We start from the raw sequence: 14,314 nt of genomic DNA on the forward strand, positions 1-14,314 counted from the left end.
ACCATGTCTGACCTCCGCAAAGTGAATATCGACGGGCAGGAAATCGAAGTCGATGGTGCGATGACGCTGATCCAGGCTTGTGAGGAGGCCGGGGTCGAGGTGCCGCGCTTCTGCTATCACGAACGTCTGTCGATTGCCGGGAACTGCCGGATGTGTCTGGTCGAGGTTGTGGGCGGCCCGCCGAAACCGGCGGCCTCCTGCGCGATGCAGGTGCGCGACTTGCGTCCGGGGCCGGAAGGTCAGGCACCCGAGGTCAAGACAAACTCGCCCATGGTCAAAAAGGCGCGTGAAGGCGTGATGGAGTTTCTGCTCATCAACCACCCGCTGGACTGCCCGATCTGCGATCAGGGTGGCGAGTGCGACCTGCAGGATCAGGCGATGGCCTATGGGCTGTCGGGCTCGCGCTTCAAGGAAGCAAAGCGTGCGGTGGATGATCTGGATCTGGGCCCGCTGGTTGGCACTGCGATGACGCGCTGCATCAGTTGCACCCGGTGTGTACGGTTCACCACCGAGGTGGCCGGGATCACCCAGATGGGCCAGACGGGGCGTGGCGAGGATGCCGAGATCACGTCGTATCTGAACCAGACGCTGGATTCGAACCTGCAAGGCAACATCATTGACCTGTGCCCGGTTGGGGCACTGACCTCTAAGCCGTACGCCTTTACCGCGCGGCCTTGGGAGCTGACCAAGACTGAGAGCATCGATGTCATGGACGCTCTTGGCTCGAACATCCGTGTGGACACTAAGGGGCGCGAGGTGATGCGCTTCCTGCCGCGCAACCATGACGGCGTGAACGAAGAGTGGATCAGCGACAAAACCCGGTTCGTTTGGGATGGTCTGCGTCGTCAGCGTTTGGACAAGCCCTATGTGCGCGAGAACGGTAAATTGCGCCCCGCGAGCTGGCCAGAGGCGCTGACGAAGGCGGCGGAAGCTCTGAAAGGGGCTGAGAAACCTGCCGGAATCGTGGGTGATTTGGCCCCGGTCGAAGCTGTTTTCGCGCTGAAACAGATGATTGAGGGGCAGGGCGGTGTTGTAGAATGCCGAACCGACGGGGCGAAGTTGCCGTCCGGCAACCGTGGGGCCTATGCCGGGACAGCCGCGATTGAGGATATCGACACGGCGGAACGTATTTTGCTGATCGGCACAAATCCGCGGGATGAGGCACCGGTTCTGAATGCGCGCATCCGCAAGGCTTGGGCGCATGGGGCTGAGGTGGCTCTGGTCGGCCCTCTTGTCGATCTGACTTATGACTATCACCACGTCGGCGACGATCGTGCAGCCTTGCAAAAGGTTGTCGATATGGGAGGCGATGATGAGATCAAGGGCAAAGCCTCACTGGTTATTGTCGGGCAGGGCGCACTGCAAGAGGCCGACGGCGCAGCTGTTCTGGCCGCCGCGCAAGCCATTGCAACCAGTACCGAAAGCGGGCTTTTGATCCTGCACACCGCGGCGTCGCGTGTGGGTGCCATGGATGTGGATGCCACCAACGAAGGCGGCATGGATGCGGTCAGCACAGCGGACGTGATCTATAACCTCGGTGCGGATGAGGTCGAAATCGGCGACGGTGCCCTTGTGATCTATCAAGGCAGCCATGGTGACAGGGGCGCGCATCGCGCCGACGTGATCCTGCCGGGCGCTGCCTACACCGAGGAAAACGGCCTGTTCGTCAACACCGAAGGCCGCCCGCAATTGGCCATGCGTGCCGGTTTCGCTCCGGGTGAGGCGAAAGAGAACTGGGCCATTCTGCGGGCGCTGTCCGCCGAACTGGACGCCACGTTGCCTTTTGACTCGCTGGCGCAACTTCGCACCGCGTTAGTCGAAGCCTTGCCACATCTGGCCCGTATCGACGAAGCGATCGAGAACGAGGCGCAATCTTTGGAAGCGGCCCCGCTGGGCACGGCCACGTTCCGTAACGCGATCAAGGATTTCTATCTGACCAACCCGATTGCACGGGCATCGCAACTGATGGCCGAACTTTCCGCTCAGGCTCAGGCCCGAAATAACGGAAAGATCGCGGCCGAATGAACCAGACCCGTTTCATATCGCTGTTTGAAACCGGTGCTGCAATCCGCAGCGCGGGTGACAAGGAAATGCGCATGAGACTCAATGAAAAGGGTGGCGTGTGGGCGGCAGATGCTGTTTACACCTGCGTGCCGACCCAGCCGCAGTTTGCGCAGGCACATGGCCTCAGCTTCGCTCGCGGTAAACGGAATACCCACGGTGTGAGGACCAATGGCTGATTTCTTTAACACCCCAGGCGGAATAGCCATCATCATTCTGGCGCAAGTGCTCGCTGTAGTTGCGTTTGTGATGATCTCGCTGTTGTTCCTCGTTTATGGCGACCGAAAGATCTGGGCAGCGGTTCAGATGCGCCGCGGCCCCAACGTGGTGGGCGTTTATGGCTTGCTGCAATCGGTGGCTGACGCGCTGAAATATGTGGTTAAAGAGGTGGTCATCCCTGCCGGGGCCGATCGCACCGTCTTTATCCTTGCGCCGCTTACGTCCTTCGTTCTGGCCATGATCGCCTGGGCGGTAATCCCGTTCAATGATGGCTGGGTCCTGTCGGATATCAACGTCGCCATCCTCTATGTCTTCGCCGTATCCTCGCTGGAGGTTTATGGCGTGATTATGGGCGGTTGGGCGTCAAACTCAAAGTACCCGTTCCTGGGCTCGCTGCGCTCTGCCGCGCAGATGATTTCCTACGAAGTCTCCATCGGCCTGATCATCATCGGCATTATCATCTCGACCGGTTCGATGAATTTCGGAGACATCGTCCGCGCACAAGATGGCACTTTCGGGTTCTTCAGCTGGTATTGGCTGCCGCACTTCCCGATGGTCTTCCTGTTCTTCATCTCGGCACTGGCAGAAACCAACCGCCCGCCGTTCGACTTGCCCGAGGCGGAATCGGAACTGGTCGCCGGTTATCAGGTGGAATACTCGGCCACGCCCTTCCTGCTGTTCATGGCAGGCGAGTACATTGCAATCTTCCTGATGTGCGCGCTGACTTCGCTGCTGTTCTTTGGTGGCTGGCTGTCGCCGATCCCTGGGCTGCCGGACGGCGTGCTGTGGATGGTCGCCAAGATGGCGTTCTTCTTCTTCCTCTTCGCGATGGTCAAGGCGATCACGCCCCGCTACCGCTATGACCAGCTGATGCGGCTGGGCTGGAAAGTCTTTCTGCCGTTCTCGCTGGTCTGGGTCGTGTTTGTAGCTTTTGCGGCGAAATTCGACTGGTTCTGGGGCGCGTTTGCCCGCTGGGGTACAGGGGGCTGAGTAGTTGGGTATCGATTATACAGTCTTCTCCAAACTCGTCGATTTCTCGACGCAGTTTAAGCCTGTGTCCCGGACTCTCATGCTGGGGCGTCAGGATTTCCGACGCCCGCGCCCGCCGCGGGTCTACCTTCAAAAGCTGGGCGAAGCGGGTCTGGACCATCTTCAGCTTGACGACCTCGAACAGCCGGACGGCTTCAGCGAAACGTTTTTTCGCCATTTGGGGTTTGGCGAAATCGAAACCCTGGACTTTTCCGACTATGAAGGCGCGCAGATCCTGCATGATTTGAACCGGCCAATTCCTAAAGAGCTGGAAGGGCAGTTTGATTTCATCTTCGACGGCGGGACACTTGAACATGTTTTCAATGTACCGGTTGCGTTTCAGAATGTGTTTCACATGCTCAAGCCGGGCGGAAGGTTTGTTTCGGTGAATGGACTGAACGGTTGGCCGGGGCATGGAATGTATCAGTTCAATCCCGAGTTGGTGTACACGTTCTGGCACCGCAACGCCGGCTGCAATGTAATCCAATGCCAGGCCATTCGGCAAAGCCGCAATTTGCATCAGCAGGCCATCGACCTGTTAGATCCTGCGAGCGAGGAACGTCGAATGGAATTGGGCGACCACATCCCCGATGGGCCAGTATACTTGTATTATGAGATCGAACGCACACCAGACGCCGCTCTCAAGGATACGATCCTGCAAAGCGACTATGAAACGGACTGGCGTGAATACTCCAATGCCGGAGAAACCCGATACGATCAGAAGGTTACTTCTCCATGACCCAAATCGACTACACCCGCGCGGCCAAGTACTTTCTGCTGCAAGACTTCTGGGTCGGCATGAAGCTGGGCCTGAAGTATTTCTTTGCTCCAAAGGCCACCGTGAACTATCCGCACGAAAAGGGCCCTCTTTCGCCCCGTTTCCGGGGTGAACACGCACTGCGCCGCTATCCGAACGGTGAAGAACGCTGCATCGCCTGCAAACTGTGCGAGGCGGTCTGCCCGGCGCAGGCGATCACCATCGACGCCGAACCACGCGAAGACGGCAGCCGCCGCACCACGCGGTACGACATCGATATGACCAAGTGCATCTATTGCGGCTTCTGTCAGGAAGCCTGCCCGGTTGATGCCATCGTCGAAGGTCCGAACTTCGAATTCGCCACCGAGACCCGCGAAGAGCTGTTCTATGACAAGCAAAAATTGCTCGACAACGGCGAACGCTGGGAAGCCGAGATCGCCCGCAATCTGGAAATGGACGCGCCGTACCGATGAATGACAGCCCGACAAATCCGTTCGAGCTGATGATGAAACAGGCTCAGGACATGGCCAAGGCGATGAACCCGGCGATGGAGAACTTCTCGCCCAAGGGGTTCGAGGCGCTGTGGCCGACCATGCCGAAAGAGGTCATGGAAATGATGTTCGGCAATACCGTCAACAAGGACGGGCTAGACGCCAAGACCCGGCTGTTGCTGACATTGGCCGGGCTGACCTGTCAGGGCGCGCAGGCGGACTCAGCGGTGCGCCAGACCGTGCGTCATGCGCTGGAAGCCGGCGCCAAGAAACAAGAGATCGTGGAAACGATCGGTCAGATGTCGGTCTTTGCCGGCATCCCGGCTATGACCCGCGCGCTGGATCTGGCGCAAGAGGTCATGGGCGATAACGAGGATGAGGATCAATGACCGTCTTTGCCTTCTATCTGTTTGCCATCAGCGCCATCACCGGCGGGCTGTTCACGGTGATCAGCCGTCAGCCGGTGCACTCGGTTCTGTGGCTGATCCTGTCCTTCTTGTCCGCAGCGGGGCTGTTCGTTCTGCTGGGGGCTGAGTTCGTGGCGATGCTGCTGATCATCGTCTATGTGGGCGCGGTCGCGGTTCTGTTCCTCTTCGTGGTGATGATGCTGGATGTGGACTTCGCCGAGCTCAAGGCCGAGATGGCGCGCTATATGCCGCTGGCCCTACTGATCGGTCTGGTCATCCTGATGCAGTTCGTCATGGCCTTCGGGGCTTGGGACAGCGCGCAGGGTGCTGCGGCCAATCTGGCGCAACCCGTTCCAGCGGACCGCCACAACACCGAGGCGCTCGGCGTCATTCTTTATGATCAATACTTCCTTCTATTCCAACTGGCGGGACTGATCCTGCTGGTGGCCATGATCGGCGCTATCGTTCTGACTCTGCGCCACCGCAAGGACATCAAGCGTCAGGACATCGTCGGCCAGATGATGCGCGACCCGGCCAAGGCGATGGAGTTGAAGGACGTGAAACCGGGGCAGGGACTTTGAGACGATGATCGGACTTGAACACTATCTTACGGTCGCGGCGACACTGTTCGTCATCGGCATCTTCGGTCTCTTCCTGAACCGCAAGAACGTCATCATCCTGCTGATGAGCATCGAACTGATGCTGCTGGCGGTGAATATCAACCTCGTGGCGTTTTCCAGTTTCCTCGGCGATCTGGTCGGGCAGGTCTTCACGCTGTTCGTGCTGACCGTTGCGGCGGCCGAGGCGGCGATTGGTCTGGCCATTCTGGTCTGCTTCTTCCGCAACCGCGGCACCATCGCGGTTGAAGACGTCAATATGATGAAGGGGTAAGAGAACATGGAAACCACCATCCTCTTTGCCCCGCTGGTGGGCGCGCTGATCTGCGGTTTCGGCTGGCGGTTCATTGGCGAGAAAGCCGCCATGTGGACCGCGACAGGTCTGCTGTTTCTGGCCTGTCTGCTCAGCTGGATCGTCTTTTTCAGCTTTGACCCGTCGGCTTACCCCGGTGGCTCCTACTCGGTGCCCGTGCTGCGGTTCATCGAAAGCGGCTCGCTGTCAACCGAATGGGCGATCCGACTGGACCGGCTGACCGCGATCATGCTGATTGTGGTGACAACGGTTTCGGCCTTCGTGCACCTCTATTCCTTTGGCTACATGGACCACGATCCACAATGGCGCGAAGGCGAAAGCTATAAGCCACGGTTCTTTGCCTACCTGTCCTTCTTTACCTTCGCGATGCTGGCGCTGGTGACGGCAGACAACCTCGTGCAGATGTTCTTTGGCTGGGAAGGCGTGGGCGTCGCATCCTACCTGCTGATCGGATTCTACTATCGCAAACCGTCCGCGAACGCTGCGGCGATCAAAGCGTTTGTTGTAAACCGCGTGGGTGACTTTGGTTTTGCGCTGGGAATATTCGCGCTATTCTTCCTGACCGACAGCATCAACTTCTCGGACGTTTTCGCTTCGGCGCCGACTTTGGCCGAGACGCAGCTGAATTTCCTTTGGGGTGAGTGGAACGCCATCGAAGTCATCTGTGTGCTTCTGTTCATTGGCGCGATGGGTAAGTCGGCGCAGTTGATCCTGCACACATGGTTGCCAGACGCGATGGAAGGCCCGACACCTGTGTCCGCCCTGATCCACGCTGCGACTATGGTGACTGCAGGAGTCTTCCTGGTCTGCCGCATGTCGCCACTGATGGAGTTCGCGCCGGGTGCGACCGGGTTCATCACGGTGCTGGGGGCCTCGACCGCGTTCTTTGCCGCGACCGTGGGTCTGGTGCAAACTGATATCAAACGCGTCATTGCGTATTCGACCTGTTCGCAGCTTGGCTACATGTTTGTGGCGGCCGGTGTCGGCATGTACTCGGCGGCGATGTTCCACCTGTTCACGCACGCGTTCTTCAAGGCGCTTTTGTTCCTTGGCGCGGGTTCGGTGATCCATGCCATGCACCATGAGCAGGAGATGACCGAGTACGGCGGGTTGCGGAAAAAGATCCCGTATACCTTCTGGGCCATGATGATCGGAACGCTGGCTATTACCGGCGTGGGCATTCCGCTGACGACGATTGGTTTTGCCGGGTTCCTGTCCAAAGACGCCATCATCGAAAGCGCCTATGCGAGCGGTTCCAGCTATGGCTTCTGGATGCTGGTGATCGCGGCTGCGTTCACCTCGTTCTACAGCTGGCGCCTGATCTTCCTCACGTTCTACGGCGAGCCGCGCGGTGACAAGCACACCCATGACCACGCGCATGAAAGCCCGATGACCATGCTGGTCCCGCTTGGCGTGCTGTCCTTGGGAGCTGTCTTCGCCGGAATGATCTGGTACGGCAACTTCTTCGGCCATGCGGACAAGGTCGGCAAGTTCTATGGCATTCCCGTCGCCGAGGCGTCAGAACACGCCGAAGCCGGTGATCACGGAACGGCTGACGCGCACAGTGAGGACATTGCCCACACGGATGAGGGCCATGCGGACGATAGCCACGCCGATGCAGGCCACGCCGAAGAGGGCGCGCAGGGCGATAAGGCCGCGAAAGGTGGCGATCACCACTATGTCTTTGCCGGTCAGCCGGGTGAGGGTGCGATCTTTATTGCGCCGGACAACCATATTCTGGACGACGCACATGCTGCTCCGAAGTGGGTCAAGGTTTCTCCGTTTGTCGCGATGCTGCTGGGCTTTGTTGTGGCGTATTGGTTCTACATTGTGAACACCACGCTGCCAGCGCGTCTGGCACAGAACCAGCGTCCCCTTTACCTGTTCCTGCTTAACAAATGGTACTTTGACGAGATCTATGACGCGATCATCGTCAAGCCCACGGTGGCGCTTGGCCGATTCCTGTGGAAACGCGGCGATGGCAACACTATCGACGGCTTCCTGAACGGTGTCGCCATGGGCGTTGTACCCTTCTTCACCCGCCTCGCAGGCAAGGCGCAGACGGGCTACATCTTTACTTACGCCTTCTGGATGGTTCTGGGCATCGCCGCCCTGGTCACCTGGATGTCGATCGGCGGAGGCGCACAATAATGGATAATATCCTCTCCATCGTCACCTTCATCCCCGCAGTGGCAGCAGGCATTCTGGCCCTGTTCCTGCATGGCGATGATGTGGCCGCGCAGCGAAACGCAAAATGGGTCGCGCTGGTGGCTACCACGGTGACATTCCTGGTTTCGATCGGCATCTATACGGGCTTTGATCCATCCAATACCGGCTTCCAGATGGTGGAAGAAGGTGAGTGGTTGATGGGCCTGAAATACAAGATGGGTGTCGACGGGATCAGCGTTCTGTTCGTGTTGCTGACCACCTTCATCATGCCGCTGACCATTCTGGCCAGCTGGCAGGTCACCGACCGCGTCAAGGAATACATGATCGCCTTCCTGCTGCTGGAAACGCTGATGCTAGGTGTGTTCATGGCGCTGGATCTGGTGCTGTTCTACCTGTTTTTCGAAGCGGGCCTGATCCCGATGTTCCTGATCATCGGCATCTGGGGCGGCAAGGATCGCATCTATGCCAGCTTCAAGTTCTTCCTTTACACCTTCCTCGGTTCGGTGCTGATGCTGGTAGCAATGGTGGCAATGTACTCGGATGCAGGTACCACTGATATCGAAGCGCTGATGAGCCACCATTTCTCCTCCGAGGGGTTCAGTGTCTTGGGCATCTATGTCGTCGGTGGGTTGCAGACGTTGATGTTCCTGGCTTTCTTTGCATCCTTCGCGGTGAAGATGCCGATGTGGCCGGTACACACCTGGTTGCCGGATGCCCACGTTCAGGCGCCGACGGCCGGATCGGTCGTGCTGGCAGCAATCCTTCTGAAAATGGGTGGCTACGGTTTTCTTCGTTTCAGCTTGCCGATGTTCCCGGTCGGATCAGCGGTGATGACCGATCTGGTGCTGTGGATGTCGGCAATTGCTGTGGTCTACACCTCGCTTGTTGCGCTGGTGCAGGAGGATATGAAAAAGCTGATCGCATACTCCTCGGTCGCGCATATGGGGTTCGTGACCATGGGCATTTTTGCTGCGAACCAGCAGGGGATCGACGGAGCCATCTTCCAGATGCTCAGCCACGGGTTCATCTCGGCCGCGCTCTTCCTCTGTGTGGGCGTTATCTATGACCGGATGCACACTCGTGAGATCGAGGCTTATGGCGGACTGGTGATCCGGATGCCCGCCTATGCGCTGGTCTTCATGCTGTTCACAATGGCCAATGTGGGCCTGCCGGGCACCTCAGGCTTTATCGGAGAATTCCTGACGCTGATGGGGACCTTCCAGGTCAACACTTGGGTGACGGCTGTGGCCGCGACCGGTGTGATCTTCTCGGCCGCTTATGCGCTGTGGCTGTACCGCCGCGTGGTGTTTGGCGATCTGATCAAGGAAAGCCTCAAGGCGATGACCGACATGAGCTCGCGCGAGCGGCTGATCTTTGCACCGCTCATCGTGATGACCATCCTGCTGGGTGTCTATCCGTCGCTGGTGACCGATGTGATCGGCAATTCAACCGCCGCGCTGATTTCGAACTATGACATGGCTCTGGCCGCGGCTGAGGCTGCGACCCAGTCGGCCGCTTCGCATTAAGGGGGCTTTGGAGACATGATCCAGGCTGATCTGACAATAATCCTGCCGGAAATCGTTCTGGCCGTGTATGCGATGGCGGCGCTGATCGGGGCTGTCTACACGACGAAAGACGGGCTGGCACCATTGCTGGTCTGGACAACAGCGGGCCTGATGGCGTTGCTGGCGATCTGGATTGCAACCAACAGCGACGGCACCCGCGTGGCGTTCAACGGCATGTTCGTGGACGACGGGTTCGCAAGGTTCTCGAAAGTGGCGGTGCTGCTGTCGGCCGCAGCCGTTCTGGTGATGAGCCAGGAGTATATGGCGCGTCGCAACCTGCTGCGGTTCGAATTCCCTTTGCTGGTCGCATTGGCCGCTGTCGGCATGATGATGATGGTCAGCGCGGGCGATCTGATGTCGCTTTACATGGGGCTCGAACTGCAGTCCCTGTCGCTGTACGTCGTTGCCGCGCTACGTAGGGACAGCGCCAAGTCGACCGAGGCTGGCCTGAAGTATTTCGTGCTGGGCGCGCTCAGCTCGGGGCTTCTGCTGTACGGCGCGTCGCTGGTCTATGGCTTTACCGGCACCACGCTGTTCTCGGGTATTATCCAAACTGTCCATCACGGAGACGTCTCGGTTGGCCTGTTGTTCGGCCTGATCTTCCTGATCTCAGGGCTTGCGTTCAAGGTATCCGCCGTGCCGTTCCACATGTGGACGCCGGATGTCTACGAAGGTGCGCCGACGCCGATCACCGCTTTCTTCGCCACCGCGCCGAAAGTCGCCGCGATGGCGCTGTTTGCGCGCCTGATGCACGATGCCTTTGGCGGTATCATCAAGGATTGGCAGCAGGTCATCGTGCTGCTGTCAGTTCTGTCGATGCTGCTGGGCGCGGTTGCTGCGATTGGTCAGCGTGACATCAAGCGACTGATGGCGTTCTCGTCGATTGCCCATATGGGCTATGCGCTGATCGGTCTGGCGGCAGGCACCGAGACGGGCATCAAGGCGATGCTGATGTATCTGGCCATCTATGTGACGATGAATATCGGTACTTTCGCGTTCATCCTGATGATGGAGCGTGACGGCAAACCGGTGACAGATATCGATGCTCTGCGCCAGTACTCGAAGCGTGAGCCGGGCAAAGCGCTTGCAGTACTGATCCTGATGTTCAGCCTTGCGGGTGTGCCGCCGATGCTGGGGTTCTTCGCCAAGTTCGGAGTCTGGCAGGCCGGTGTCGATGCCGGGCTGACCGGGTTGGTGATTGTGTCGGCCATCGCCTCGGTGATCGGTGCATTCTATTACCTGCGGATCGTGTTCTACATGTATTTCGGGGCCGAGAACGAAGATCCGATCGAGACGCATTCCTCGCCAGTTCTGTGGGTCGCCCTGATGGGCTCGGCCGCCTTGATGCTGGTCGGTGTGTTCTATCAGTTTGGTATCGAAGGCGCGGCGGCAGCTGCGGCGGCGACACTTGTCAACTGATACACGTAACTTCTCAACGAGAGGGGCTCGGTCCACGGACCGAGCCTTTTTGACATGACAGACTGGCCACAGGGATACGGCCTGCACGTTCTGCAGGAAGTAGACAGCACTTTAAACGAAGCGGCACGCATCGCGCCAACCACGGCAGGCTCGGTGTGGATCATGGCGCATCACCAGACCGCTGCGCGCGGTCGGCGTGGTCGCGCCTGGGCAAACCCGAAGGGCAATCTGGCCGCGACTTTGTTGATGCGTCCGCAGGGTAACCCGGAACAAGCCGCGCTACGCAGCTTCGTGGCGGCTCTGGCTTTGTTTGACGCCTGCGTGGCAGTCACGGGGCGGGCGGCTGGGCTGTCGCTCAAATGGCCCAATGACGTTTTGCTGAACGGTGGCAAACTGGCCGGAATCTTGTTGGAAAGCACCGGGCAGGGGCGCGGCGTTTCGCATCTGTCCATCGGTATCGGTGTGAACCTTTCCGAAGCGCCCGGAGCGGATGTGGTGGAACCCGGCGCAGTTCGCCCGGTGTCGCTGCTGTCCGAGACCGGTGCCAATGTGACGCCCGAGGATTTCCTGACCGAACTTGCCGCCGCCTACGCCGGATACGAGATCCAGTTCACGACCTACGGATTTGAACCGATCCGTACGGCGTGGTTGGCCCGCGCCGCTAAGCTGGGAGAGGTGATTACCGCCCGTACCGCAGCGTCGGAAACGGTTGGGACCTTTGAAACGGTGGACGCAGGGGGCAACCTTGTCCTAAACACCGCCAAAGGCCGCGTCAGCATTCCTGCGGCGGATGTGTTTTTCTAAAGGAGGCTCAGATGCTTCTGGCTATCGACTGCGGTAACACAAACACCGTTTTCTCGATCTGGGATGGCGAGAGGTTCCTGTGCACCCTGCGCACCTCGACCCACCATGCGCGCACGGCGGATGCCTATTTCACGTGGTACTCGACGCTGGTGAAACACTACGGGATCGAAGCGGAAATCACTGATGTGATCATTGCCTCGACCGTCCCGCGTGTTGTTTTCAACCTGCGGGTCTTTGCGGACCGGTTCTTTGGGTGCCGCCCGCTGGTCGTTGGCAAGCCAGAGTGCTTGTTGCCGATGAACCCGCGCGTTGACGAAGGAACTGTGCCCGGGCCGGATCGCCTTGCCAACGCGGCAGCCGCGTTTGATCGCCACGGCGGCAATGTTGTCGTGGTCGATTTCGGAACGGCAACAAACTTTGACGTGGTCGCGGCAGACGGGGCCTATGTTGGCGGGATTATTGCCCCCGGTGTGAACCTCAGCCTCGAGGCGCTGCACCAGGGGGCCGCAGCTCTGCCGCATATCGATATCACTCGTCCCGAAAAAGTGATTGGCACGAATACGGTTGGCTGCATCCAGTCCGGCGTGTATTGGGGCTATTCCGGATTGATCGAGGGACTGATTTCCCGGATCAAGGCGGAGTACGGAATGCCGATGAAAGTCGTTGGAACCGGTGGGCTCGCGCCTCTGTTCGATCAGGCCGACGTGGGGTTCGACGCAATCGAAGATGATCTGACGATGCACGGGCTGACCGTGATTCATCGCTATAACAAGGACAATGGCTCGATATGAGCAGTGAAAGACTGATCTACCTGCCGCTGGGCGGTGCCGGCGAAATTGGCATGAACGCCTACGTCTATGGCTATGGTAAGCCGGGGCAGGAGAGGCTGATCCTTGTCGATCTGGGCGTCACGTTCCCCGATATGGATACGACGCCGGGCGTTGACCTGATCTACGCTGACATTTCTTGGTTGCAGGAACGTGCGGACCGCTTGGATGCTGTGTTCGTGACACACGCGCATGAGGACCATGTGGGTGCCGTGGCCCATTGTTATGACGCTTTGGGGGCACCGGTTTACGCACGTGCCTTCACAGCGAACATCGCCCGTCGCAAGATGGAAGAATATGGCCACCCTGAGGACGCTGTGCGGACCGTATCCGCGTGGCCGGAACAGATTGACGTAGGCCCGTTTAAGGTTGGTTTTTTGCCCGTCTCTCACTCGATCCCGGAAAGCGCAGCACTGGTGATCGACACCCCTGAGGGGCGGATCGTGCATTCCGGCGACTTCAAGCTGGACGAAAACCCTGTTGTGGGCGAACCGTTTGATCCGGATCTCTGGGCCGAGGTCGCCAAGCCCGGTGTCAAGGCGCTGGTGTGCGACAGCACCAACGTGTTCTCGCCTCATGCTGGCCGTTCGGAATCAGAAGTAGGCCCCGAGATCACAAAATTGGTCCAAGAGGCCAGCGGCATGGTCGTGGCGACCACATTTGCGTCCAATGTTGCGCGGGTGAAAACGCTGGCGGAAGCCGGCGAAAGGGCGGGGCGCTCGGTCGTTTTGCTGGGCCGAGCGATGCGCCGGATGATCGAGGCCGCAACGGAAACAGGTATTCTGACCGGCTTTCCTCGTGTCGTCAGCGCCGAAGAGGCCGTCGATCTGCCGCGCCAGAACCTGATGCTGATCGTGACCGGTAGTCAGGGTGAACGACGCGCCGCCAGCGCGCAACTTGCAAGGGGCAAGTATCGCGGACTGGAATTGAAAGAGGGCGACCTGTTCCTCTTCTCATCCAAGACCATCCCCGGCAATGAGCGGGGCGTGATTTTCATCATGAACCAGCTCAGCGAAAAGGGCGTCGATGTGGTGGATGACAGCTCAGGGCTGTATCACGTATCCGGCCACGCCAACCGTCCCGATCTTGAGAAAGTGCATGCGCTGATCGACCCGCAGATGGTTATCCCGATGCACGGAGAACACCGTCATCTGCGTGAACATGCCAAACTGGCCGAAGCCGGCGACCGCACGGGCATTTTGGCGGTGAACGGCACGATGGTCGACCTGTCCGGCAACGCGCCGCAAGTTGTCGATTATATCGAGACCGGGCGGACCTATCTGGACGGGACCGTCAAGATCGGTGCTTTGGACGGCGTTGTGCGCGACCGGATTCGCATGGCGCTGAACGGGCACGTGACAGTTACGGTCATTTTGGACGAAGAGGACGAACCACTGGGCGAGCCGTGGTGCGATACGATGGGGCTGCCCGAATTGGGATCGTCCCGTGCCGCGTTGATTGAAGTTCTGGAAGAGGACTTGAACCAGTTCCTCATGCGGGCCGACGCCAATACGTTGCGCGATGATGACAAGCTAGAAGAGGCTATGCGCCGGATCGTTCGCCAGACGGCGAAAGCCGAGATTGGCAAGAAGCCAGAAGTGACAACTGTTATCAGTCGAATGAAATAGATGTATCT

14 protein-coding genes are annotated in these 14,314 nt (G+C 59.0%); all 14 read left to right on the forward strand.

The features are described from left to right. Positions 1-3: 3 nt before the first annotated feature. The 14 genes from nuoG to ACR0J0_RS08010 are packed head-to-tail and all read left to right on the forward strand — an operon-like array spanning position 4 to position 14,306. Positions 4-2,025: an NADH-quinone oxidoreductase subunit NuoG gene (nuoG, locus tag ACR0J0_RS07945; protein ID WP_480662737.1), complete on the forward strand. Its 2,022-nt coding sequence runs from the start codon at positions 4-6 to the stop codon at positions 2,023-2,025. After that, on the forward strand, positions 2,022-2,240 hold the full coding sequence (locus ACR0J0_RS07950; RefSeq protein ID WP_480662739.1) for a hypothetical protein: 219 nt from the start codon (positions 2,022-2,024) through the stop codon (positions 2,238-2,240). The genes nuoG and ACR0J0_RS07950 overlap by 4 nt, the downstream gene beginning before the upstream one ends. Further along, on the forward strand, positions 2,233-3,270 hold the full coding sequence (gene nuoH, locus ACR0J0_RS07955; protein WP_480662741.1) for an NADH-quinone oxidoreductase subunit NuoH: 1,038 nt from the start codon (positions 2,233-2,235) through the stop codon (positions 3,268-3,270). Before ACR0J0_RS07950 ends, nuoH begins: the two co-directional genes overlap by 8 nt. 4 nt (positions 3,271-3,274) lie before the next feature. Next, a complete protein-coding gene (locus tag ACR0J0_RS07960) occupies positions 3,275-4,048 on the forward strand; it encodes a methyltransferase domain-containing protein (protein WP_480662743.1) in 774 nt (257 codons plus the stop codon). Next, entirely contained in the window at positions 4,045-4,539 is a 495-nt protein-coding gene (gene nuoI, locus ACR0J0_RS07965) for an NADH-quinone oxidoreductase subunit NuoI (RefSeq protein ID WP_170395751.1), read from the forward strand. The genes ACR0J0_RS07960 and nuoI overlap by 4 nt, the downstream gene beginning before the upstream one ends. Next, entirely contained in the window at positions 4,536-4,946 is a 411-nt protein-coding gene (locus ACR0J0_RS07970) for a carboxymuconolactone decarboxylase family protein (RefSeq protein ID WP_239336956.1), read from the forward strand. The genes nuoI and ACR0J0_RS07970 overlap by 4 nt, the downstream gene beginning before the upstream one ends. After that, positions 4,943-5,545: an NADH-quinone oxidoreductase subunit J gene (locus ACR0J0_RS07975; RefSeq protein ID WP_421599410.1), complete on the forward strand. Its 603-nt coding sequence runs from the start codon at positions 4,943-4,945 to the stop codon at positions 5,543-5,545. The genes ACR0J0_RS07970 and ACR0J0_RS07975 overlap by 4 nt, the downstream gene beginning before the upstream one ends. Positions 5,546-5,549: 4 nt before the next feature. Further along, on the forward strand, positions 5,550-5,855 hold the full coding sequence (gene nuoK / locus ACR0J0_RS07980) for an NADH-quinone oxidoreductase subunit NuoK (RefSeq protein WP_005984024.1): 306 nt from the start codon (positions 5,550-5,552) through the stop codon (positions 5,853-5,855). Between the two features lie 6 nt (positions 5,856-5,861). Then, positions 5,862-8,045, forward strand: coding sequence for an NADH-quinone oxidoreductase subunit L (gene nuoL, locus ACR0J0_RS07985; protein WP_480662746.1), 2,184 nt, complete (start codon positions 5,862-5,864; stop codon positions 8,043-8,045). Beyond that, a complete protein-coding gene (locus ACR0J0_RS07990; protein ID WP_480662748.1) occupies positions 8,045-9,589 on the forward strand; it encodes an NADH-quinone oxidoreductase subunit M in 1,545 nt (514 codons plus the stop codon). Before nuoL ends, ACR0J0_RS07990 begins: the two co-directional genes overlap by 1 nt. A 15-nt stretch (positions 9,590-9,604) precedes the next feature. Further along, positions 9,605-11,047 carry an NADH-quinone oxidoreductase subunit NuoN gene (gene nuoN, locus ACR0J0_RS07995; RefSeq protein WP_480662750.1) on the forward strand — a complete coding sequence of 481 codons (1,443 nt, stop codon included), beginning with the start codon at positions 9,605-9,607 and terminating at the stop codon, positions 11,045-11,047. Positions 11,048-11,101: 54 nt separating this feature from the next. Then, the gene (locus ACR0J0_RS08000) at positions 11,102-11,851 is read left to right on the forward strand and encodes a biotin--[acetyl-CoA-carboxylase] ligase (protein WP_480662752.1); all 750 of its coding nucleotides are present in this window, start codon (positions 11,102-11,104) and stop codon (positions 11,849-11,851) included. A gap of 11 nt (positions 11,852-11,862) precedes the next feature. Continuing rightward, positions 11,863-12,642: a type III pantothenate kinase gene (locus ACR0J0_RS08005; protein ID WP_480662754.1), complete on the forward strand. Its 780-nt coding sequence runs from the start codon at positions 11,863-11,865 to the stop codon at positions 12,640-12,642. Continuing rightward, complete coding sequence (locus ACR0J0_RS08010) at positions 12,639-14,306, forward strand: ribonuclease J (RefSeq protein WP_480662756.1); 1,668 nt, start codon at positions 12,639-12,641, stop codon at positions 14,304-14,306. The genes ACR0J0_RS08005 and ACR0J0_RS08010 overlap by 4 nt, the downstream gene beginning before the upstream one ends. Positions 14,307-14,314 lie beyond the last annotated feature (8 nt).

It is taken from the genome of Ruegeria sp. BF12, from assembly GCF_056538705.1.

Coding starts and splice junctions, on each gene's coding strand:
- nuoH (WP_480662741.1), top strand. CDS start 2,233: ATGGCTGATTTCTTTAACACCCCAGGCGGAATAGCCATCATCATTCTG.
- nuoG (WP_480662737.1), top strand. CDS start 4: ATGTCTGACCTCCGCAAAGTGAATATCGACGGGCAGGAAATCGAAGTC.
- ACR0J0_RS07975 (WP_421599410.1), top strand. CDS start 4,943: ATGACCGTCTTTGCCTTCTATCTGTTTGCCATCAGCGCCATCACCGGC.
- nuoL (WP_480662746.1), top strand. CDS start 5,862: ATGGAAACCACCATCCTCTTTGCCCCGCTGGTGGGCGCGCTGATCTGC.
- ACR0J0_RS07950 (WP_480662739.1), top strand. CDS start 2,022: ATGAACCAGACCCGTTTCATATCGCTGTTTGAAACCGGTGCTGCAATC.
- ACR0J0_RS08000 (WP_480662752.1), top strand. CDS start 11,102: ATGACAGACTGGCCACAGGGATACGGCCTGCACGTTCTGCAGGAAGTA.
- ACR0J0_RS08010 (WP_480662756.1), top strand. CDS start 12,639: ATGAGCAGTGAAAGACTGATCTACCTGCCGCTGGGCGGTGCCGGCGAA.
- ACR0J0_RS08005 (WP_480662754.1), top strand. CDS start 11,863: ATGCTTCTGGCTATCGACTGCGGTAACACAAACACCGTTTTCTCGATC.
- nuoN (WP_480662750.1), top strand. CDS start 9,605: ATGATCCAGGCTGATCTGACAATAATCCTGCCGGAAATCGTTCTGGCC.
- nuoK (WP_005984024.1), top strand. CDS start 5,550: ATGATCGGACTTGAACACTATCTTACGGTCGCGGCGACACTGTTCGTC.
- nuoI (WP_170395751.1), top strand. CDS start 4,045: ATGACCCAAATCGACTACACCCGCGCGGCCAAGTACTTTCTGCTGCAA.
- ACR0J0_RS07990 (WP_480662748.1), top strand. CDS start 8,045: ATGGATAATATCCTCTCCATCGTCACCTTCATCCCCGCAGTGGCAGCA.
- ACR0J0_RS07970 (WP_239336956.1), top strand. CDS start 4,536: ATGAATGACAGCCCGACAAATCCGTTCGAGCTGATGATGAAACAGGCT.